Raw genomic sequence first — 17,796 nt, 5'->3', positions numbered from 1 at the left:
AGCCGACCAACGTGGCGGCAACCCGCGGCAGCTTCAGTGTTCACATCGTCAGTCTCGCCGGAGGCGCATAGCCAAAGGCGCGAGAGGCCGCGTTCGTCCGGATTTTGTTCGAAATCTTGTCGTGTCCGAACAACATTGCTGGTCTAGGCCGCCGCCTGCGCCGACAGCAGCTGCTTCAGCTTTGCCGCCGGCACGGCCGGGCTGAACAGCCAGCCCTGCATCTGGCTGCATCCGAGCTGCCGCAGCACATCGCGCTGGGCTTCGGTCTCGACGCCTTCGGCCGTCGTCGCCATGCGGCGGGCGGCGGCCATGTGCACCACGGCCTGCACGATCGGCGAGGAATCCTCGGGCTCGCCGATGTCGCTGATGAAGCTGCGGTCGATCTTGATCTTGTCGAACGGGAAGCGGTGCAGATAGCTCAGCGACGAATAGCCGGTGCCGAAATCGTCGAGCGCGATGCGCACGCCGAGCTCGCGCAGCTGCTGCAGGATCGTCAGCGCCTCCTCGTCGTCGCGGATCAGCACGGTCTCGGTGATCTCGAGCTCGAGCCGTCCGGGTGCGAGGCTCGACTCGGCGAGCGCGGCTGCAACCTTCAAGGCCAGTGACCGAGAGCGGAACTGCACCGGCGAGACGTTGACCGCGATGTGGATATTGCCGGGCCAGCTGGCTGCCTCGGTGCAGGCCTGCTTCAGTACCCATTCGCCGATCTCGCCGATCAGTCCGGTGTCTTCCGCGACCGGGATGAAATCCGCCGGCGAGACCATGCCGCGCTCGGGATGGCGCCAGCGCAAAAGCGCCTCGCAGCCGGTCACGACATTGGCGGCGAGATCGACCAGCGGCTGATAGTGCACCTCGAACTCGCCGCGCGCGAGCGCCTGGCGCAGATCGAGCTCGAGCTGGCGCCGCTGCCGCGCCTTGGCGTCGTATTCGGGCACGAAGATGCGGAAGGTGCCGCGGCCCTCCGACTTGGCTGCGTACATCGCGAGATCGGCGCGCTTGAGCAAATCGTCGAGATTGTCGCCGTGGTCCGGCGCGATCGCGATGCCGATGCTGGCATCGGTCGGAACCTCCTGGCCCTTGCAGCTCACGGGCGCACGCAACGCCGACAGGATCGTGTCCGCCAGCGCCGTCAACTCGGCCTGATCGTTTGTGCCGGCCTTGACGATGGCGAATTCGTCGCCGCCGAGCCGCGCAACGAGGTCGTTGCCGCTGACGCAGGCGCGCAGGCGGTTCGCGACCTGGCGCAGCAGCTCGTCGCCGACCTCGTGTCCCAGCGAATCGTTGACGCCCTTGAATTCGTCGACGTCGATATAGAGGATCGCGAATGGCTTGCCCTGGCCAAGCTCTGCGACGCGGCGCTCCAGATGGCTGCGCATCAAGACGCGGTTGGGCAGGTCGGTCAGCGCGTCGTAATGCGCCATATGCGCGATGCGTTCGGCGGCACGGATGCGCTCGGTGACGTCGTCATGGGTCGCGAGCCAGCCGCCGGCGGCGCCGGGCTGGTTCTTGATCTCGATCAGGCGGCCGTCACCGGTCTCCACGATCGAACTGTGCGTCTGCTCGACGCTGCCCAGGATGCCGTCGCAATAGGCATCGACGTCGCCGTCGAAGGAGCCGGTGTCATGGCGGTGCTGGATCACGTCGCGGAAATGGGCGCCGGGCTTCACCACGTCGTTGGACAGGCGGTACATCTCGATGTAGCGCCGGTTGCAGACGATCAGGCGCTCGTCCTGGTCGAACATCAGAAGGCCCTGCGTCATCGTGTTCATCGCGGTGTCGAGCCGCTGCTTCTCGAGCGAGAGCCGGCGCGTCACCTGACGGAAGATCAGGAACAGCGTGAGCACGAGCAGGCCGATCGACGTCACGGCAACGGCGACGAAGAATTTCGTCTGCGTGCGCCAGGTGGCGAGCGTCGCGTCCAGCGATTTGGTCGCGACCACGACCAGCGGCTCGCCGGTCAAGAGGCGCGAGGCGACGATGCGATCCTTGCCGTCGATCGGGCTCTCGAGCTGCGTCGTGACGAAGGTGCGCTCGAACACCGCCATCTGCTCCGGCGTGCCCTTGCGAAAATTCTGCCCGATCATGGCATCGACATGCGGGATGCGCGCGAGCAATTGGCCGTTCTGGTGATGCATCGCGATCGAGGATTCTTCGCCGAGCCCGGTCGAGGCAAAGAAGGATTCGAGCTGTTCGGGCGCGAGCGCGCGCGAGACGATGCCGAGGAACTCGCCGTGCGGGCCGGAGACGCGCCGCGCGAACACGATCGCCGGTCCGTTGCCGACGCGTCCCGACACGACCTCGATCTCTTCCTGCGAGGCCGGGTCGTTCTTGAGGCGATTGAAATAGCTGCGGTCGGCGACCGAGACGTCGGCGACCGGCCAGCGCCGCGACGAGTTGATCAGGATGCCATTGGCGTCGAACAAATTGGCGCCGGCGACGTCGGACCAGCCGCTGGCTTTGGCGCGCAGCACCTCATGCATGGCCAGCGTGCCCATCTCGCTGCGGAAGACGTCAGCGGATCCGATGCCATGGCTTTCGAGCTCCGCGATGATGCCCTTCTGCAGCACCGCGAAATCCTCGAACTCGCGGTCGAAATGGCGGGCCAGCAGCCGCACCGAGTTTTCCAGACTATCGCGGCCGCTCTCGATCGCGTTCTGCCGGAAGCGGTCGACGGTGAGCGCGGTGCCGATTGCGGTCGCAAGCATCAGCACGAAGCCGCCGGCGATCAGCCATGTCAGCGGCGCCCCGCGCCAACGACGGAGCAGCGCGCGCATGCGCGCGGTCCATCGGATCGATGTGCCCATCCAGCCCTCCCGTGGGATGCAAGATGCAGCAAAACCGACAAGACCCCGTTACCATGGAGGGTTAGGAAAATATGAATCGGAGCGGAATCAGGGGGTTGGTTCCCTCACGCGCAGCAAGCCAGAAATCGTAGGGTGGGTTAGCCGAAGGCGTAACCCACCACTTCAATCTCCGCGGTGGCAGAAGTGGTGGGTTACGCCAAGGGACTGCGCTTCGCGCAGCCCGGGGCTAACCCACCCTACGAAGCTACGAAGCCGGCCATCACCGCCTGATCTCCCACTCCAGCGCTTCCGCGTTCGCCTTGGCGAACATTTTGGGCACGTCGAAGGTTCCGGTCTTGAGGTCGTAGCGGCAGCGCCAGTTGGCCAGTCCCTTCACGGCGACGTTCTTCGGATGCTTGTCCATTTCGCCCGACAGCGAGATCAGCAGGTAGCGGTTGTTGGGCCAGTCGACGCCGAGCCAGCGATAGCCGTCCTCCGTGCCTTTCACGAGATTGGCCGAGATGTGGTAGTCGAGCTTCATCTTCTTGGTGTCGGACCGGCTGTGAAAATACGCCCAGGCGAGATCGCTGAGCGATTTCTTGGTCGCATTCACGAAGGCGCCGTTCTCGAAATGATAGAGAAACAGATCCTGCTCGCCCGAGCCGGTCTTCTGCATCCGCACCAGCCATTGCGAGTCGCTGGTGAAGCGGAAGCCGGCGCCATAGCCCTGCTCGGGCTTCAGCTCCGTCATCTGATCGCCGCGCCGCGCCCAGACCTGCCATTTGACGTCCCAATCGCCACTGTCCTTCATGTACTGCTCGAGCTTCGTGGCACCGTCGGGCGAGGTGAAGGCGAGATCGGCATTGTCGGTGAGGACGTAGCCCGGCGACGGGCCGGAAGCAGCGAGTGCGGGGGCGGCTGAGAGCGTCAAGGCGAGCGCCAGCCATGGCGCGGTGCGGATAAATGCGGTCACGGGAAAATCCTTAAAAAATAGCCGCCGTGCGACCTCGCTGTTTTGACTCCGTAAGGGCCACGCCGGTTCATCCGCGGCGGGTGGAAACGATGGATGATCATCCCATCAGCCGACTTGCTGCCGTAACCAAATCGGCGCAGGCTGCGGTCATCGGCTGATTTGCCAGCAAGGGTTCGACCTCTGATGATGACCGCAACCAAGGCTCTCATTGCGTTCTGTCTGCTCGCCGTGGTCGGCACTGTCCTTGTGATTGGTCCCGCCGAGCTGCGCCGGCTTTTGCCGGGCGGAGCGGGCACCGAGATCGCTGTCGCCGCCAAGCCTGAGGCCAAGAATGAGGCCAAGGGCGAGACCAAGCCCGCAACCAAGGCAGAGTCCAAACCCGAGGAACCGAAGCTCGCCGCCGCGCATGCCGCGCCATCCCCGGCGCCGGCCGCAGCGCCGAAGCCGGTGGCCGAAGCCCAGAAGCAGGTCACGGCCGCGCTCGCCGATCTCGCGCCGGTCAAGCCGCCGCCGGCCGCGACCGACGCCGGGCCCCGTTTCGACGTCGCCCGCATCGACGATCATGGCGAGGCGGCGGTGATCGCGGGCCAGGCCGCACCGGGGGCAAAGGTCGAGCTGCTGCGCGACGGCCAGCCGCTGCATTCGGTCACGGCCGATGCGTCGGGCCAGTTCGTCATGACGCCGCCGCAGCTTCCCGCCGGCAGCTACGAGCTGACGCTGCGCGCCAGGGCGCCCGATGGCACCGTCACGCAGTCCAGTCGGACCATGCCGGTGATCATTGCGGAGGCCGCGCCGCCGCCCGCGCGCCCCGTGCCGGTTGCAAAGCAGGCCGAGAAGGTGGACGACAAATCGGATGTCGTGGCGTCGCTGCCGTCGGCCGCACCGCGGCTGGCTTCGGCGCCTGACAGGCCCGCGGTTCGGCCCAGGATGATGGCAGCACCGAAACCGAGGAGCATGGCACGCGCGCCTGCCGCCACGACGATCGCATCGGCCTCACCGGCCGACGCCCTCAGCGCCACGCCGGCGGAAGCGGGCGGCAGCCGGGTGATCTCCCGCGGCGACAGCCTGTGGGCGCTCAGTCGGCTCGCCTATGGTGACGGCGCCCGCTATGAGGTGATCTTCAAGGCCAACCGCGACAAGATCCAAAATCCGAATCTGATCTATCCCGGCCAGACCTTCGTGTTGCCGCAGAAGCCGCAGTGAGCGCGGTCTCTCCTCTCCCTCTCCCCGTTCTTACGGGGCGCGACGAGCTTCGCTCGCGCTGAGAGGGTTGGGGTGAGGGGCCTCTCTCCACACGGGCGACTGTCGAGAGACCTGTACCCCCTCACCCGGATTGCATCTTCGATGCAATCCGACCTCTCCCCGCAAGCGGGGCGAGGTTAGCGCCGCTCCCCGCAGCGCTTTGCCCTGTCAACCTCCGGAACATTTGGTTCCCCTGCGCGTCATTGTGGGTGAGGCGCGTTGCGCGCTTCGTGCGGGAGGGAGGGCCAGGAAGTGGCCAAAGCGGCGGTTGGGTCAGCGGTCATGTCGGGACGCATGGGTCTGGTGCTCGCTGGCGCGACCCTCCTGATTGCGGCAGTGCTGCTGCCCGGCAGAGCCGAGGCCCAGTTCGGGTTGCGTGGCGGTCCGTTCGGTGTCGCCCGTTTCGCGGTCGGTCACGTGATCGGCCTGTCCCGCCTGCGCCACGCCCGCATGGCGGTGCGCGGTGGCCGCTACCGTTCCGCTGCGTTGCGGTCCCAGGACCCACGTGGTGCCGAGCGCGGGCAGCCTTCCAATCCTTACATCATCCGTGCGGCTCTCTCGGCGCAAGCCGCGCTCGCCGGCTGGCGCGGCGGCCGCAGCCCGCAGGGCTGGTGGCGTCATCCCGACGGCAGCTATGGCTGGGCCGGCCCGGTGTTCTGGCCGTTCGCACATGACGATCTCGCCAACGCGATCATCTTCGCCGACACCACCAGCATCTCGCTTTACGGCTATGGCGACATCTATGCCGCGATCTTCTCGCCCTATGCCGCCACGGAGCTCGCCGCCTACACCGCGCCGCAAGGCAGGCGCGCGCGCAAGATTCCATCGGCGCAGAACATCTGCGATGTCAGCGATCCCGCCGGCTTCCCTGCGGATCTCATGGCCGCCGCCGTGCAGCCCAACGAATTGCAGCGCACAGCGCTCGACGAGCTCGTGAACGCCTGGCAAGCTGCCCGCGACAGCATCCGCGCGACCTGCCCGGCAGAGGCGCCTGCGAGTGCATCGGAGCGTCTCGGCCTGATGCGCGAGCGCATCGCGGCCATGATCAAGGCGATGGATGCGATCGAAGCGCCGCTCGCAAAGTTTGCAGGTCTCCTCAACGACGACCAGAAAGCCAGGCTCAATTCCCTCGGCAATGATCGTCGCGCTGCGCTGGCGTCTCGCCAGCCCAAGGACGCGCAGGCCGCCGCCGCTTGCCGGCCGGACTACGATCCCCGCTACGACGAAAAGGCGCAGCGCCAATATGAGCAGCTCATGCAGCAGCAATGGCCCGCGGACGACATTGCGTCCACGCTCCGCCTCGACGAGACCGCCCGCGCCCGCCTCGAGGTGCTCCAGGACACCACGCTGCGCACCATGGAGACGCTGAGCGCCTGCCCTGCGGAGGCCGCCGCGACACCGCTGGCCCGCCTCGCGGCCGTGAAGGCACGGCTGGCAACGATGCTGCAAGCGGTGAACGGCGTCACTGATGCGCTCGACGATTTCGAGGCCGATTTGAGCGACGAGCAGAAGGCTGGCTTCGAGGCGATCGGGCCGAAGCGAGGAGCGTGATTACCCGCACGCCCAGTCGAACTTCATATCCTTGAAGTCGAACTGCGCGTTGCCGCCGCCGAAATTGTAGCCGCCGAAATATTCCTCGAACTCGACGTAGAACGGGCTCATCTCCGGCACCGCCTGGCACGGCCGCATGGTGCCGCCGAGATGATTGTGGGCGTGGTCCTTGCTCCAGTCGTGCAGGCGGAAATTGTCGCGGCCCGGCACGCCGCCGACATAATAGTAGTAAGGCTGATAACCGGTCGGCGGGCTCTCGCGCGTGTACTCGTCCTGCGGGCCCTTGCCGGCATTGGGATCGCTCGCGCGCGGCGATAGCGCGATCGCGCGGGTCTCGGTGAGATCGCCGCGCGGCGGACTGGCAAACATCTTGTTCGCGTAAGCCGGCGCGGCCTCGAAGAAGGCGCTGGCACCGCCGACGTCGAGCCAGCGCGGCCGCTCCGCCGTCGCCAGCGCAAGCGGCGCCGGCGGCATCGCGAATGCACCGTCGTATTCGCTCTTGGTCAGCAGCAGCGCGGCATATTCGTAGTCGAGAATGTCGGTCATGCGCGACAGCCGCGGATGCGATGGCCGCGCCATCACCGCCTCGCGGATCTCGGGATCGTCAGGCGCGCCGCCGTCATTGTGATCCGGCGCCGTGGCGAAGAATGAGACAGCGACGATGTCTGCGCCATGCACCCGATAATCCTCCGGCAGCAGCAGCGTAAAACCGTGCATCAGCGGATAGCCCGTGACGGGATCGAGCGGCCATTGCTCGCTCGAGATGCCCGGCGGCAGCCCATAGACCCAGCCCTGGTCGCGCGCACGGTCCGCGGGCCGGTCCAGCATCTGCAAATCATACGCACGCGAAGGCGGGGCAAAGGCCACAGGTCGTCTCCCACGAAATCCGCCTCGCCGTTGAGGCGATGGTTAGTCGCAGGGAGGAGAGATGTGGTTCGTGGGGGAGGCGGGGTAATTGTCGCGCCACAATTCTCGCCGTCGTCCTGGCGAAAGCCAGGACCCATTACCCCAGAGAGAAATTTGGCGAAGATTGTTCGTCGGTACCAGGACCATCCGCGCTCGATAGATTCCGCGGTATGGGTCCTGGCTTTCGCCAGGACGACTCGGGGTGGTTTTGGTCGCCTCAAAGGCCAGAGGGAGATCGCGAACTCACCCCCTCCTTCGCGCCGCCGCAGCAGCATCCACCACATTCTCCACTTCCTCGCGCCAGCTCAAAATCTCCATCGCCAGCACCGGGTGATTGAATCCCTTGAGCTGGAGATCGTCGAGTGCGCGGGCCTCGACCCAGGGCTCGACCATGCCGTAGACGCGGCGGCTGACGACGATCTGGTTGGGCTTGGCTTCGCTGCAGAGGCGGGAGGCGAGGTTGGTGACGCTGCCGATCGCGGCATATTCCAGCCGCTGCTCGAAGCCGACCTGGCCGAGCGTGGCATAGCCGAGCGCGATGCCGATGCCGAAGCCGAGGCTGTGGCCGCGGTTGCGCCAGCGCTCGGTCAGCGGGCCGATGGTGTCGCGCATCTCCACCGCCATCTTCACCGCGCGCTGGGTGTGGTCCTCGAATTGGATCGGCGCGTTGAACAGGATCATCACGCCGTCGCCGGCATATTTGTCGAGCGTGCCCTCATATTTGAAGATCAGCTTGCCGAGCGCGGCGTGATACTCGCGCAGCACGTTCATCGCCTCTTCGGGCTCGGTCGCTTCCGTGAACGCGGTGAAGCCGCGCAGGTCGCAGAACACGACCGTGACCTCGCGGCGCTGGCTGGTGAGCAGCCCCTCGGGGCTGTCGGAGGAGGCGATCAGCTGCGCCACCTGCGGCGCCAGGAAGCGCTCGAGCTTGCGGATGCGCTCGATTTCGCCGAGCTGGGTCTTGACGCGCTCCTCCAGCGACTTGTTCCAGTCCTTGAGCTGCTCGGTCTGGACGCGCAGCTTGTCGGCCTGGGCGCGTACGGTCTCGTGCGCCGCCTCCAGCGCGTGGCTCTTGTGATCGACCTCGGTGAACAGCTGCGCATTGCGCATCGCCAGCACGGCCTGGTTGGCGAAGGTGCGCATCAGGCCGATGATGCTGTCGGCGAACTCGCCACTGGGGCGTCGCAGCACCACCAGCGAGCCGAGCGTGCCCTGCTGGTCGACCAGCGGCACCACCAGCACCGAGTGGAAGCCGGCAGCGATCGCGGCGTCGCGCAGCGGCTGCCCGGCCGCATGGTCGAGATCGGCAAGCGCGATCGGCTCGCCGCTTCTGGCGGCATCGCTCAGGATGTTGTCGCCTTCGTCGATGGTGACATGGGCGCCCTCGGCTGATCTGTCGATGCCGCCCGCTTCCACCAGGTTGAAGCGGCGCGCCTCGGCGTCATAGCCGTAGATCAGCACCGCTTCGGCATGGGTGATCTCGATTGCGCGGGCCGCGATCGTGGGCAGCACGGCGTTGAGATCGAGTGAGGAGGAGACCGCGCGGCCGACCTCTTCCAGCACCTTGAGCTCGTTGATCGACTGCGCGAGATCGCGGGTGCGCTCCTCGACCTTGGTCTCCAGGCTCGAATAGGTCTCCTGGAGTTGCGTCGCCATGCGGTTGAACTGGCCGGCGAGATCTTCCAGCTCGTCGGAGGTGTGCACGTCGATGCGATGGCTGAAATCGCCTTCGCCGAGCTTGTGCGCGCCGTCGCGCAGCGCCGTGATCGGGATGATCATGCGGCGTGCCAGCAGCGTGCCGGCAAGGATCGCGACCATCAGGCCCATGCCGATCAGAAGCGCGATGCGCACCAGCTGGTCGCGGATCGGCGTCAAGGCCTGCGTGGTCGGCTGCTCGAACATCACGCTCCAGCCGAGCTTCGGCACGGTGCTTGCGGCTGACAGCACCGCATGGCCGTTGAAGTCGGTGCCTGACGTCTCGGGCGCGCCTCCGGGCGAAATCGCGGCCGCCACCTGCGGCAGCTTCGACAAATCCTTGCCGATATCGGGGCCTTTGGCTGATGTCGCCAGCACGCGGCCGCGCGGATCGACCACATAGGCGAAGGCGGCCTTGCCGACCTGCGCGTCGGACAGGAAGTCGGAGAGGAAGCTGAGGTCGATCTCGGCGACCGTGACGCCGGCGTTGAAGCCGGAATGCGCCACCGAGATCGACATGAACGGGGTCCGGTCGGAGAACCAGGCCGGCGCGTAGCTGACGCCGCGCGCGACGGTGTCGGTGAAACGCATGTCGCGGGAGAGGTCGGCATTGCCACCGGTCGTGGTCGACTGCCGCGAGACGCGCAGCACCTCGCGTCCGTCGCCGTTGAGCTGGAACAGCTGGTTGACGACCGAGACCTGGTGCAGCAGCGAGGCGTAGTCGGCGCGGCGCTTCTCGAGCGTGTCCTGGCTCGCCCGCGTCACCCAGCTGATCTGGCGCTCGAGCTCGGAGATCGACTGTTCGATCCGCCGGGCGGCGCCTTGCGCCTTGTCCTCCAGCCCGCCGGTCAGCTGCGTCTTGGTGGCGCGGTAGGAGATCCAGGTCTCCATCGCGCCGTTGACGGCGAGCACGAACACGACGAGGCCGACGAGGGAGACGACGTATTTGGCGAACAGGCCCTCGCGCAGAAACCGTGTCTTGTCGTTCGCCCCAGCCATCCGGATCCTCTCGCGCCGCCATTGACGGTGCGCGCTACGGGCCGTGCAGCCCAATGGCCCTTCTAGCACAATTTGGGCCGGCGGACGGGTGGACCGCCGGCGTGGTTACCCGTTGTCGACGCCGGGACGGGTCGAAGGGTGGTGAATTGTCGCAGCCTCATCCGTTTGGAGGAGGCAGCAGATGGAGAGGCCGATGTAAGGGGATCGGCGTGAATTCATCGATTGAAAAGCTGCCGCAGAACGTCGTTCATCGGCTGACTGTCCTGCTGCGCCACCGGCGGGTCGTCCGGGGCGGGGGGCGCGGGCGAGGCCTGCGGCGCCGGGGTCGACGGCGTTGCCGGCAGGCCGCGGCTGCGGCCGGTGCTGGCTCCTGCTCCGGCGCCACTGGAGAGCCCCTGCTGGATCAGATTGCCGAGCGCCTCGCCGAGGGGGCCACCGAGCAGATTGTTCTGCCCCGGTTGCTGGGCTTGCGGATTCGTATTGCCGGTTGCGTTGCCGCCGCCGGGCGTGGTGGCGCCGCCGAGACCGAGGCTGCCCAGGATGTTGCCGAGCCCGGCGCCGTCAGGTCCGAACAGGCCCTTGCCCATCTCGCGCAGCTTGGCATAGGCGGCGTCGGGATTGTCGAGCATGCCGGCCATGTCGGGGTAGATCTTCGGCTGCGACCAGCTGCCCTGGATCATCACGGGGATGCCGAAGCCGACCGGGTCGGAGGTGCGGCCCTGGCCTTCGGTCGTCATCACCAGCTTGGGCTCGACGCGAAAGCCCATCATCTTGGTATCAAGCGCGATGGTGCCGGCGCCGGTGACGCGCACCAGCGGCCCGATCAGGTTGAGATCGGTCGTCACCGCCTGCCCCTTGTCGATGCGGAAGGAGGCCGAGAGCTGCGACAGATCCGTGCTCTGCTCCTGGCTGCTGTTCTGGTTGTCTTGCCAGCCGGAGAGCGTGCCCGTGGTCAGCGAGCGGATCATCTGCGCGACGTTGATGCCGCGGATGGCGCCGTCCTGGAAATTGACGAAGGCCGTACCCTGCATGTTCGCCATCAGCGCGCGCTGGCTGGTGCCGGCGCTGCGCAAAGCGAGCTTGGCCTGCAGCTTGCCGTCGATCCGGTCGAATTCGGCGAGGCCCTGGAGCAGCGGCAGCGCGCGCACGCCGACGAGGTCGGAATGCATCGCAAAGCTCGGCGCGCCGGTGGTTGCATCCAGGATCACCTCGCCCGAGACCTGGCCGCCATAGGCGCCGAGATTGGCGGTGCCGACCTTCAGCACGCCGCCGGCGAGCTTTGCATCGAGCGCCAGCGGCGCAAGGCGCGCATCGCCGATCACGGCCTCGTTCGCGGAGATCCGCAACTGCGCATCGACGTAATTGAGCCCGGACACGTCGATCGGCGCATTGCTCCAGGGCCGTCCCGGCACGCCGTCAGGCGTTTTCGCCAGCGGGATCGCGAGGCGCTGGAAATCGAGATCGACCTTGACCAGAGGCTTGCTCGCGATGTCGACGGAGGCCCAGCCGTTGAAGGCGCCGTCGCCGAGCCTGCCGCTCACGCCGTTGATCATCACGACATCGCCATTGAGCCGCATCTCGGCATGGCCGGTGAGCTGGGACTTCAGCACGTCAGGCATGTCGATGGCGAAATCCACCGGAACGGTCGGCCGCTCGGCCGGCGGCGTCGGCGCCGTCGCCTTGATGTCGAACTTGGTCGGGTGATCGCCGACCCGCGCGGTGCCGGTGATGTCAACCTTGCGGTCGCGGCCGACGACGGCGTCGGCGTTGATGGCGCTGATGCGGCCCTCGACGCGGTCGCGCAGGCGCGCGAATGCGACCTCGCCATCGGTGACCTTGACGCGGTCGATGGTCGCCCCGGCCGTGTCGAGCGCGATCGGCTTCGTCGCGGCGCCGGCATTGGGCAGGCGCTCGCGCAGCAGCGGCTGGTAGAGCACGGGATGGGTGACGATGAGCTCGCGGATCTCAGGGGTGCCCGACCACACGCTGGAAAGCGACATGTCGGCCTGCACGCTGTCGATCGTCAGACGGGTGATGCCGCTGCGGTCCTTGGGGTCGGCAAGGGTGAGGTCGTTCAGCGTGACATTCAGCGTCGGCCACAGGCTGATCTTCGTGGTGCCGTCGATCGAGAGGCGATAGCCGGTCGCGCTCTCGACGCGCGAGGCAATTGTCGAGGTCAGGAAGCCCGAGGGGATTCCGACCACGAGCAGAAGCGCGATCACGATGATGACGGCGGCGACCGCGGCGCCGGCGAATTTCACTGCTCTCATGTCGACTTTCCAACGACGGACGAACGGCGCCGAAACCGGCCGCTTACCCGTCCCTTGCGCGTGAGTTTATCCCCGGACGGGAAGCGGCTCCAAGCGATCAAAAATAGTCAGGGGGTGCTGCAAAGTTATGTGACTTATGACACACTTCTCCGGCGCGATTTTACGCGATCCTGATGCTGATGGTTCCAAGCGGTTTGCCGGCGAAATTTGACAAGCAAATTCACAAGGACGTTCAAATGAGCAAACAGGCCGAATTTGCGGTCATCCTGAAGATGAACCCGATGTTCGCCGATCTCGGCGCGGACGAGCTCCAGCGCCTGTCCAATCTCTGCCACACCCAGCATCTGGCGAATGGCGAGGTGCTGTTCCAGAAGGGCGACCCCGGGGACGCGCTGTTCGGGGTGCGCCGCGGCCAGGTCCGCATCGAGACCGGCGCCTCGGACGGCAGCCGGCTGACGCTGAATTTCATGGGGCCGGGTGACCTGTTCGGCGAGGTCGCGGTGCTGGACGGCCAGGACCGCACGGCGGACGCGACCGCGGGTGAGGTCAGCGAGCTGTTCGTGCTGCGGCGCGAAGACTTCCTCGGCTTCCTCGAGCGCGAGCCGAGGGTCGCGATCAAGATCATCGCGCTGCTCTGCCAGCGCATCCGCTGGCAGAGCGAGCGCATGGAGGAGTCCATGCTGCAGCCGCTGCCGGTGCGCCTCGCGCGGCGGCTGTGCGCGCTCGCCGCCGATTTCGGCTCCGAGGTGCACATTTCGCAGGAGCAGCTCGGCGTCTTCGTCGGCGCCGCCCGCGAGAGCGTCAACCGCCAGCTCCAAGCCTGGCGCAAGGAAGCCATCCTCGATCTCCAGCGCGGCCGGATATTGCTGCGGAACATGACCAAGCTGACGGCGATCGCGCGGAACGAGTAGAGGTGGCTAGGCCGCTTCCGGCACGTAGTGCAACGTCAGTAACTCAGATCGCGGGCACGGGGCGACGGCATATGGCCGCCCATCGTCGTCGCTGAATTCGACGAGCACGGTCTTGTCGTCGAGCTCTTCGAGGATTGTGCCGACGTTTCCTCGCGCCAACCGGTGTTCCGGAAGGCTTGCGAGCAATGCGACAACGTCCAGTGCTCGCGGTGTCCGATCTTCCTCGCTATTTGCAGCACTCATCACTCAGCCGCCGGATGCACGATGTTCTTCGGCGCTGGCCCCGCCTCCGCCGGCGCAGCCCCGTGATGCTTCGTGGTTTCCGCATCCTCGCTGTGCACGATCAGGCGCTTTCCAAAACGCCAGATCAGGGCGCCGAGATCGTCCATCACCATGAACATCGCGGGCACGAACACCAGCGACAGGATGGTCGAGAAGATCAGGCCGCCGATCACCGCGAGCGCCATCGGCGAGCGGAATTCGCCGCCGGCGCCGACCGCGAGCGCGCTCGGCATCATGCCGGCTGCCATGGCGATCGTGGTCATCACGATCGGGCGGGCGCGCTTCATGCCGGCGTCGATCATGGCATCTTCGCGCGGCTTGCCGTCGCGGATCGCTTCGATCGCGAACTCCACCAGCATGATCGCGTTCTTGGTGACGATGCCCATCAGCATCAGGATGCCGATCCACACCGGCGTCGTGAGCTGCTTGCCGGTGATGAGCAGGGCCGCGATCGCGCCGCCGATCGAGAGCGGCAGCGAGAACAGGATGGTGATCGGCTGCAGGAAGGTGCCGAACAGCAGCACCAGCACCGCGTAGACCATCATCAGGCCCGCCGTGATCGCGGTAGCGAAGCCGTCGGACAGCTCGTTCAGGCTTTCGGCATCGCCGGACGGTGAGACCTTCACGCTCTTCGGCAAGGTCTTCATGACCGGCAGGTCGTAGATCTTCTTGGTGGCGTCGCCGAGTGCGGCGGAGCCGACGAGGTCGGCCGCGACGGTCGCCTGCCGCTCGCGGTCGTAGCGGTTGATGCTGGTCGGGCCCTGGTCGAGCTTGACGTCGGCGATCACCGAGAGCGGCACGCCGCCCTTCTCGCCGCGCTCGCCGAGCGGCACCCGCAATTGTTCGAGCGTCTTCAGATTGCCGCGCGCTGCGTCCTCGAGCTGCACCCGGATCGGCACCAGGCGGTCGCCGACGTCGAACTTGGCGAGCGCCGGCCCGACGTCACCGATGGTGGCAACGCGAATGGTCTGCGACAGGCTTTCGGTGGAGACGCCGAGGCGGGCGGCGAGATCGGCGCGCGGCTCGATGCGCAGCTCGGGCCGCTCCAGCGTGGTTTCCGAGATCACGTTGGAGATGGTCGGAATCCGCTTCATCTGCGTCGCGAGCTCGCTGGCGACGTTGTTGACGATGTTGGCATCGACGCCGGTCACGACCAGCGAGATCGCGCGCAGGCCGTTCTCGTCGAGGAACCAGAAGCGGATGTCCGGAATGTTCTCCAGCTCCTGGCTGATCGAGAATTCCAGCTCGCGCTGCGTGATGTCGCGATCGGCCTTGGGCGTGTAATTGATGATCAGGGCGGCGCGCCGGACTTCCTGGGTGCCGGGCGGAACGCGCCCGCCGTCGACGAAGATGCTCTTCACCTCGGGCCGCTTGCGCAGCCGCGCGACGATGTCCTCGGTGACCTTCTCGGTGTAGGCGAGCTGGGTGCCCGGCGGCAGCTCGAGCGCCAGCAGCGAGCGCGCGCTGTCCTGGGCCGGCAGGAAGCCCTGCGGCAGCAGCGTGATGCTCCAGATCGAGGCGGCGAAGATGCCGAGGCCGATCAGCACCGTGATGAAATAGTGCTTCACCGACCAGGCCACGATCCCATGATAGGACCGCAAGATGCGGCCGGGCGGCGGCTCCTCGTGATGGCCATGTTTGAGGAAGTAGGCGGCCAGCACCGGCGTGACGAAGCGCGCGGCGAGCAGCGAGAAGAACACCTGCACCGAGACGGTGATGCCGAACTGCTTGAAGAACTGCCCGGCGATGCCCGACATGAAGCTCGCAGGCGCGAAGATCGCGATGATGGTGAGCGAGATCGCGATCACCGCGAGGCCGATCTCGTCGGCCGCTTCCAGCGCGGCACGGTAGGGCGATTTGCCCATGTTCATGTGCCGGACGATGTTTTCGATCTCGACGATGGCGTCGTCGACCAGAATACCCGTCGACAGCGTGATGGCGAGGAAGCTGACGAGGTTGAGCGAGAAGCCGAGCAGGTCCATCGCCCAGAACGCCGGGAAGATCGACAGCGGCAGCGAGATCGCGGCGATGATGGTGGCGCGCAGGTCGCGCAGGAACAGCAGCACGATGACGACGGCGAGGATGGCGCCCTCGAACAGGGTCGAGATCGCCGCTTCGTAATTGCCGTTGGTGTATTCGACCGAGGTGTCGATCAGCTTGAGGTCGACGTCGGGATAGGCGGCCTTGAGCGCATCGATGCGCTTCTGCACGGCGGCGGCGACCTTCACGTCGCTGGCGCCCTTGGAGCGCTTGATGCCGAGCGCGACCACCGGCTCGCCGTTGAAGCGGGCGAAGGTGCGGCGGTCGGCGATGGTGTCGGTGACGGTGCCGAGATCGTCGAGCCGCACCTCGCCGCCGCCGAACAGCGGGACCATGGTGCCGGCGAGATCGCTCAGCGTCTTGGCGCCGGCCAGCGTGCGGATCGCCTGGTCGTTCTTGCCGATCTCGGCGCGGCCGCCGGCGACGTCGACATTGGTGCCGCGCAGGCTCTGGCTGACATTGACCGCCGTCAGTCCCATTGCCTGCAGGCGGTCGGGATCGAGCGAGACCAGGATCTCGCGTTCGACACCGCCGATGCGCTCGACCTGGGCGACGCCGCGCACGCCCTGCAGCGCGCGCTTGACCACGTCGTCGACGAAATAGGACAGCTGCTCCGGCGTCTTGCCGGGCGAGATCGCGGCATAGGTGACGATCGGCAGGCCGATCACGTCGACGCGCTGGATCAGCGGCTCGGTGACGTTCTGCGGCAGGTTCGAGCGCACGCGCGTCACGGCGTCCTTGACGTCGTTGAGCGCGCGGTCGGTGTTGGTCTCCAGCGCGAACTGGATGGTGGTCAGCGACAAGCCGTCGGTGATCTGCGAGGTGATGTGTCTGACACCCTCGACGCCGGACACCGCGTCTTCAATGGTTTTGGTGACCTGGGATTCGAGCTCGGCGGGCGCTGCGCCGAACTGCGACACCGCGACCGAGATCACGGGGATGTCGGCCGAGGGCAGCCGCGTCACCGCGAGCTTCACGAAGGATGTCCAGCCGAGCACCAGAAGAATGATCGAAAAGACGACCGACGGCAGCGGATGACGGATCGACCATGCCGAAATATTGAGAGCCATCAGCGTACCCGCGTGCGATCGAGTTCATCGGCGAACATGGTCTTGATCTGGTCGCCGTCATGGAGCGAAGAGCCGGCGTCGGCCACGACGATTTCGCCGACGTCGAGCCCTTCCAGGATTTCGGTCGCGGTGTCGGACGACAGTCCGACCCGCACCTTGCGCGTCTCGACCGTGTTGCCTTTGACGACCTGCACGGTGAGATGGTCGATCGCGGTCTTGGGGACCGCGACGCCGCAGCTACGCTTGGCGTCGATCGAGGCGCGGGCGAACACGCCGACCTTGAGCGAGGGATTGTTGGTGACGCTGATGCGGACGCGGCCGAGCTGCGTGGTGCGGTCGATCTCGGGCGCGACCAGCCGCACCCGTCCGATCAGGTCGGGCGCGTCGTCGCGGCTGATGCGCACGGTCGCGCCGGGGCTGAGCTTGGTCATGTGGACCGCCGGAACCTGAGCGTCGAGCTCGATCTCGTTGTTGACGGCGATGCGGAACATCGGCCCGGCCTGCGGCGAAGCGGGCGCGCCGACGATGGTGCGGACCTCGGTGACGAGGCCCGGCGCAGGCGCCTTCAGCGAGATCGGACCTTGCGGGCCCGGCCGCTGCGGCTGGCCCGGAATCTGCGGCGGCGCGGTCAGGCGCGCCAGCTCCTGGTTGTCGGTGACCAGAGTACCTTCAGTGACGAAGAGGTCGGTGACCCTGGAGCCTTCCTGGTCGGCGACGACCACCGCTTCGCGGCGCGGCACGAAGAATCCGGTCACCCGCACGAGGTCGGAGAAGCAGGCATTGGTCGACTTCGTCACGATGACGAGCGCCGTGCTCGGCGTCTCCTTCGCCTCGGGGCGGCGCCGATGCTCGAACAGATAATAGCCGACGCCGAGGGCCACGACGAAGGCCACGGTTCCGGCTGGCTTGAGATATTCGGAGAGGTTCATCGCCGGATCATCCTGGCCTGGCTCACGGCCGTCCGTACGAGGCCCATGAAGAGCATTTCCCTGAAATAAAGCGGCGTCCCGCAAGGCTGCGGGACGCGCTTTGGACGCGAGACTTTACACCACATCACGATTGGTCACTGCAAAG

The 17,796-nt window shown here is 66.5% G+C and carries 11 protein-coding genes; 3 read left to right on the top strand and 8 right to left on the bottom strand.

The features are described from left to right. Positions 1–143 precede the first annotated feature (143 nt). A complete protein-coding gene (locus ACVJ19_RS11680; protein ID WP_453949008.1) occupies positions 144–2,804 on the bottom strand; it encodes a bifunctional diguanylate cyclase/phosphodiesterase in 2,661 nt (886 codons plus the stop codon). A gap of 259 nt (positions 2,805–3,063) precedes the next feature. Next, positions 3,064–3,756, bottom strand: coding sequence for a hypothetical protein (locus ACVJ19_RS11675; RefSeq protein ID WP_453949009.1), 693 nt, complete (start codon positions 3,754–3,756; stop codon positions 3,064–3,066). A gap of 183 nt (positions 3,757–3,939) precedes the next feature. Between ACVJ19_RS11675 and ACVJ19_RS11670 the strand changes: the two genes are divergently transcribed. Then, positions 3,940–4,959 (top strand): LysM peptidoglycan-binding domain-containing protein, encoded by a 1,020-nt coding sequence (locus ACVJ19_RS11670; RefSeq protein ID WP_453949010.1) that lies wholly within the window; start codon positions 3,940–3,942, stop codon positions 4,957–4,959. 321 nt (positions 4,960–5,280) lie between these two features. After that, on the top strand, positions 5,281–6,549 hold the full coding sequence (locus ACVJ19_RS11665; protein ID WP_453949011.1) for a Spy/CpxP family protein refolding chaperone: 1,269 nt from the start codon (positions 5,281–5,283) through the stop codon (positions 6,547–6,549). On the opposite strand, the gene ACVJ19_RS11660 is transcribed toward ACVJ19_RS11665, so the two are convergent. The 3 genes from ACVJ19_RS11660 to ACVJ19_RS11650 all read right to left on the bottom strand — a co-directional run bounded on the left by ACVJ19_RS11660 (position 6,550) and on the right by ACVJ19_RS11650 (position 12,419). Continuing rightward, positions 6,550–7,377 carry a hypothetical protein gene (locus tag ACVJ19_RS11660; protein ID WP_453949012.1) on the bottom strand — a complete coding sequence of 276 codons (828 nt, stop codon included), beginning with the start codon at positions 7,375–7,377 and terminating at the stop codon, positions 6,550–6,552. A 321-nt stretch (positions 7,378–7,698) separates the two neighbouring features. After that, positions 7,699–10,149 carry an adenylate/guanylate cyclase domain-containing protein gene (locus ACVJ19_RS11655; RefSeq protein ID WP_453949013.1) on the bottom strand — a complete coding sequence of 817 codons (2,451 nt, stop codon included), beginning with the start codon at positions 10,147–10,149 and terminating at the stop codon, positions 7,699–7,701. Between the two features lie 215 nt (positions 10,150–10,364). After that, the gene (locus tag ACVJ19_RS11650) at positions 10,365–12,419 is read right to left on the bottom strand and encodes an AsmA family protein (protein WP_453949014.1); all 2,055 of its coding nucleotides are present in this window, start codon (positions 12,417–12,419) and stop codon (positions 10,365–10,367) included. A 236-nt stretch (positions 12,420–12,655) separates the two neighbouring features. Between ACVJ19_RS11650 and ACVJ19_RS11645 the strand changes: the two genes are divergently transcribed. Beyond that, the gene (locus ACVJ19_RS11645; RefSeq protein ID WP_453949015.1) at positions 12,656–13,330 is read left to right on the top strand and encodes a Crp/Fnr family transcriptional regulator; all 675 of its coding nucleotides are present in this window, start codon (positions 12,656–12,658) and stop codon (positions 13,328–13,330) included. A 6-nt stretch (positions 13,331–13,336) separates the two neighbouring features. Here the strand turns inward: ACVJ19_RS11645 and ACVJ19_RS11640 are convergent, their stop codons facing one another. From ACVJ19_RS11640 to ACVJ19_RS11630, 3 genes are read right to left on the bottom strand one after another with little or no spacing between them, the layout of a single operon-like run. Next, the gene (locus ACVJ19_RS11640; RefSeq protein ID WP_453949016.1) at positions 13,337–13,573 is read right to left on the bottom strand and encodes a DUF4926 domain-containing protein; all 237 of its coding nucleotides are present in this window, start codon (positions 13,571–13,573) and stop codon (positions 13,337–13,339) included. Then, positions 13,573–16,722, bottom strand: a complete 3,150-nt coding sequence (locus tag ACVJ19_RS11635; RefSeq protein WP_453949017.1) for an efflux RND transporter permease subunit — start codon at positions 16,720–16,722, stop codon at positions 13,573–13,575. Before ACVJ19_RS11635 ends, ACVJ19_RS11640 begins: the two co-directional genes overlap by 1 nt. Continuing rightward, positions 16,722–17,651 carry an efflux RND transporter periplasmic adaptor subunit gene (locus ACVJ19_RS11630; protein WP_453949018.1) on the bottom strand — a complete coding sequence of 310 codons (930 nt, stop codon included), beginning with the start codon at positions 17,649–17,651 and terminating at the stop codon, positions 16,722–16,724. Before ACVJ19_RS11630 ends, ACVJ19_RS11635 begins: the two co-directional genes overlap by 1 nt. Positions 17,652–17,796: the final 145 nt, after the last annotated feature.

This window comes from Bradyrhizobium sp. USDA 376 (assembly GCF_054063675.1).
The sequence above is the reverse complement of the archived record's forward strand: the minus strand, read 5'-3'. Positions and strand labels throughout refer to the sequence as shown.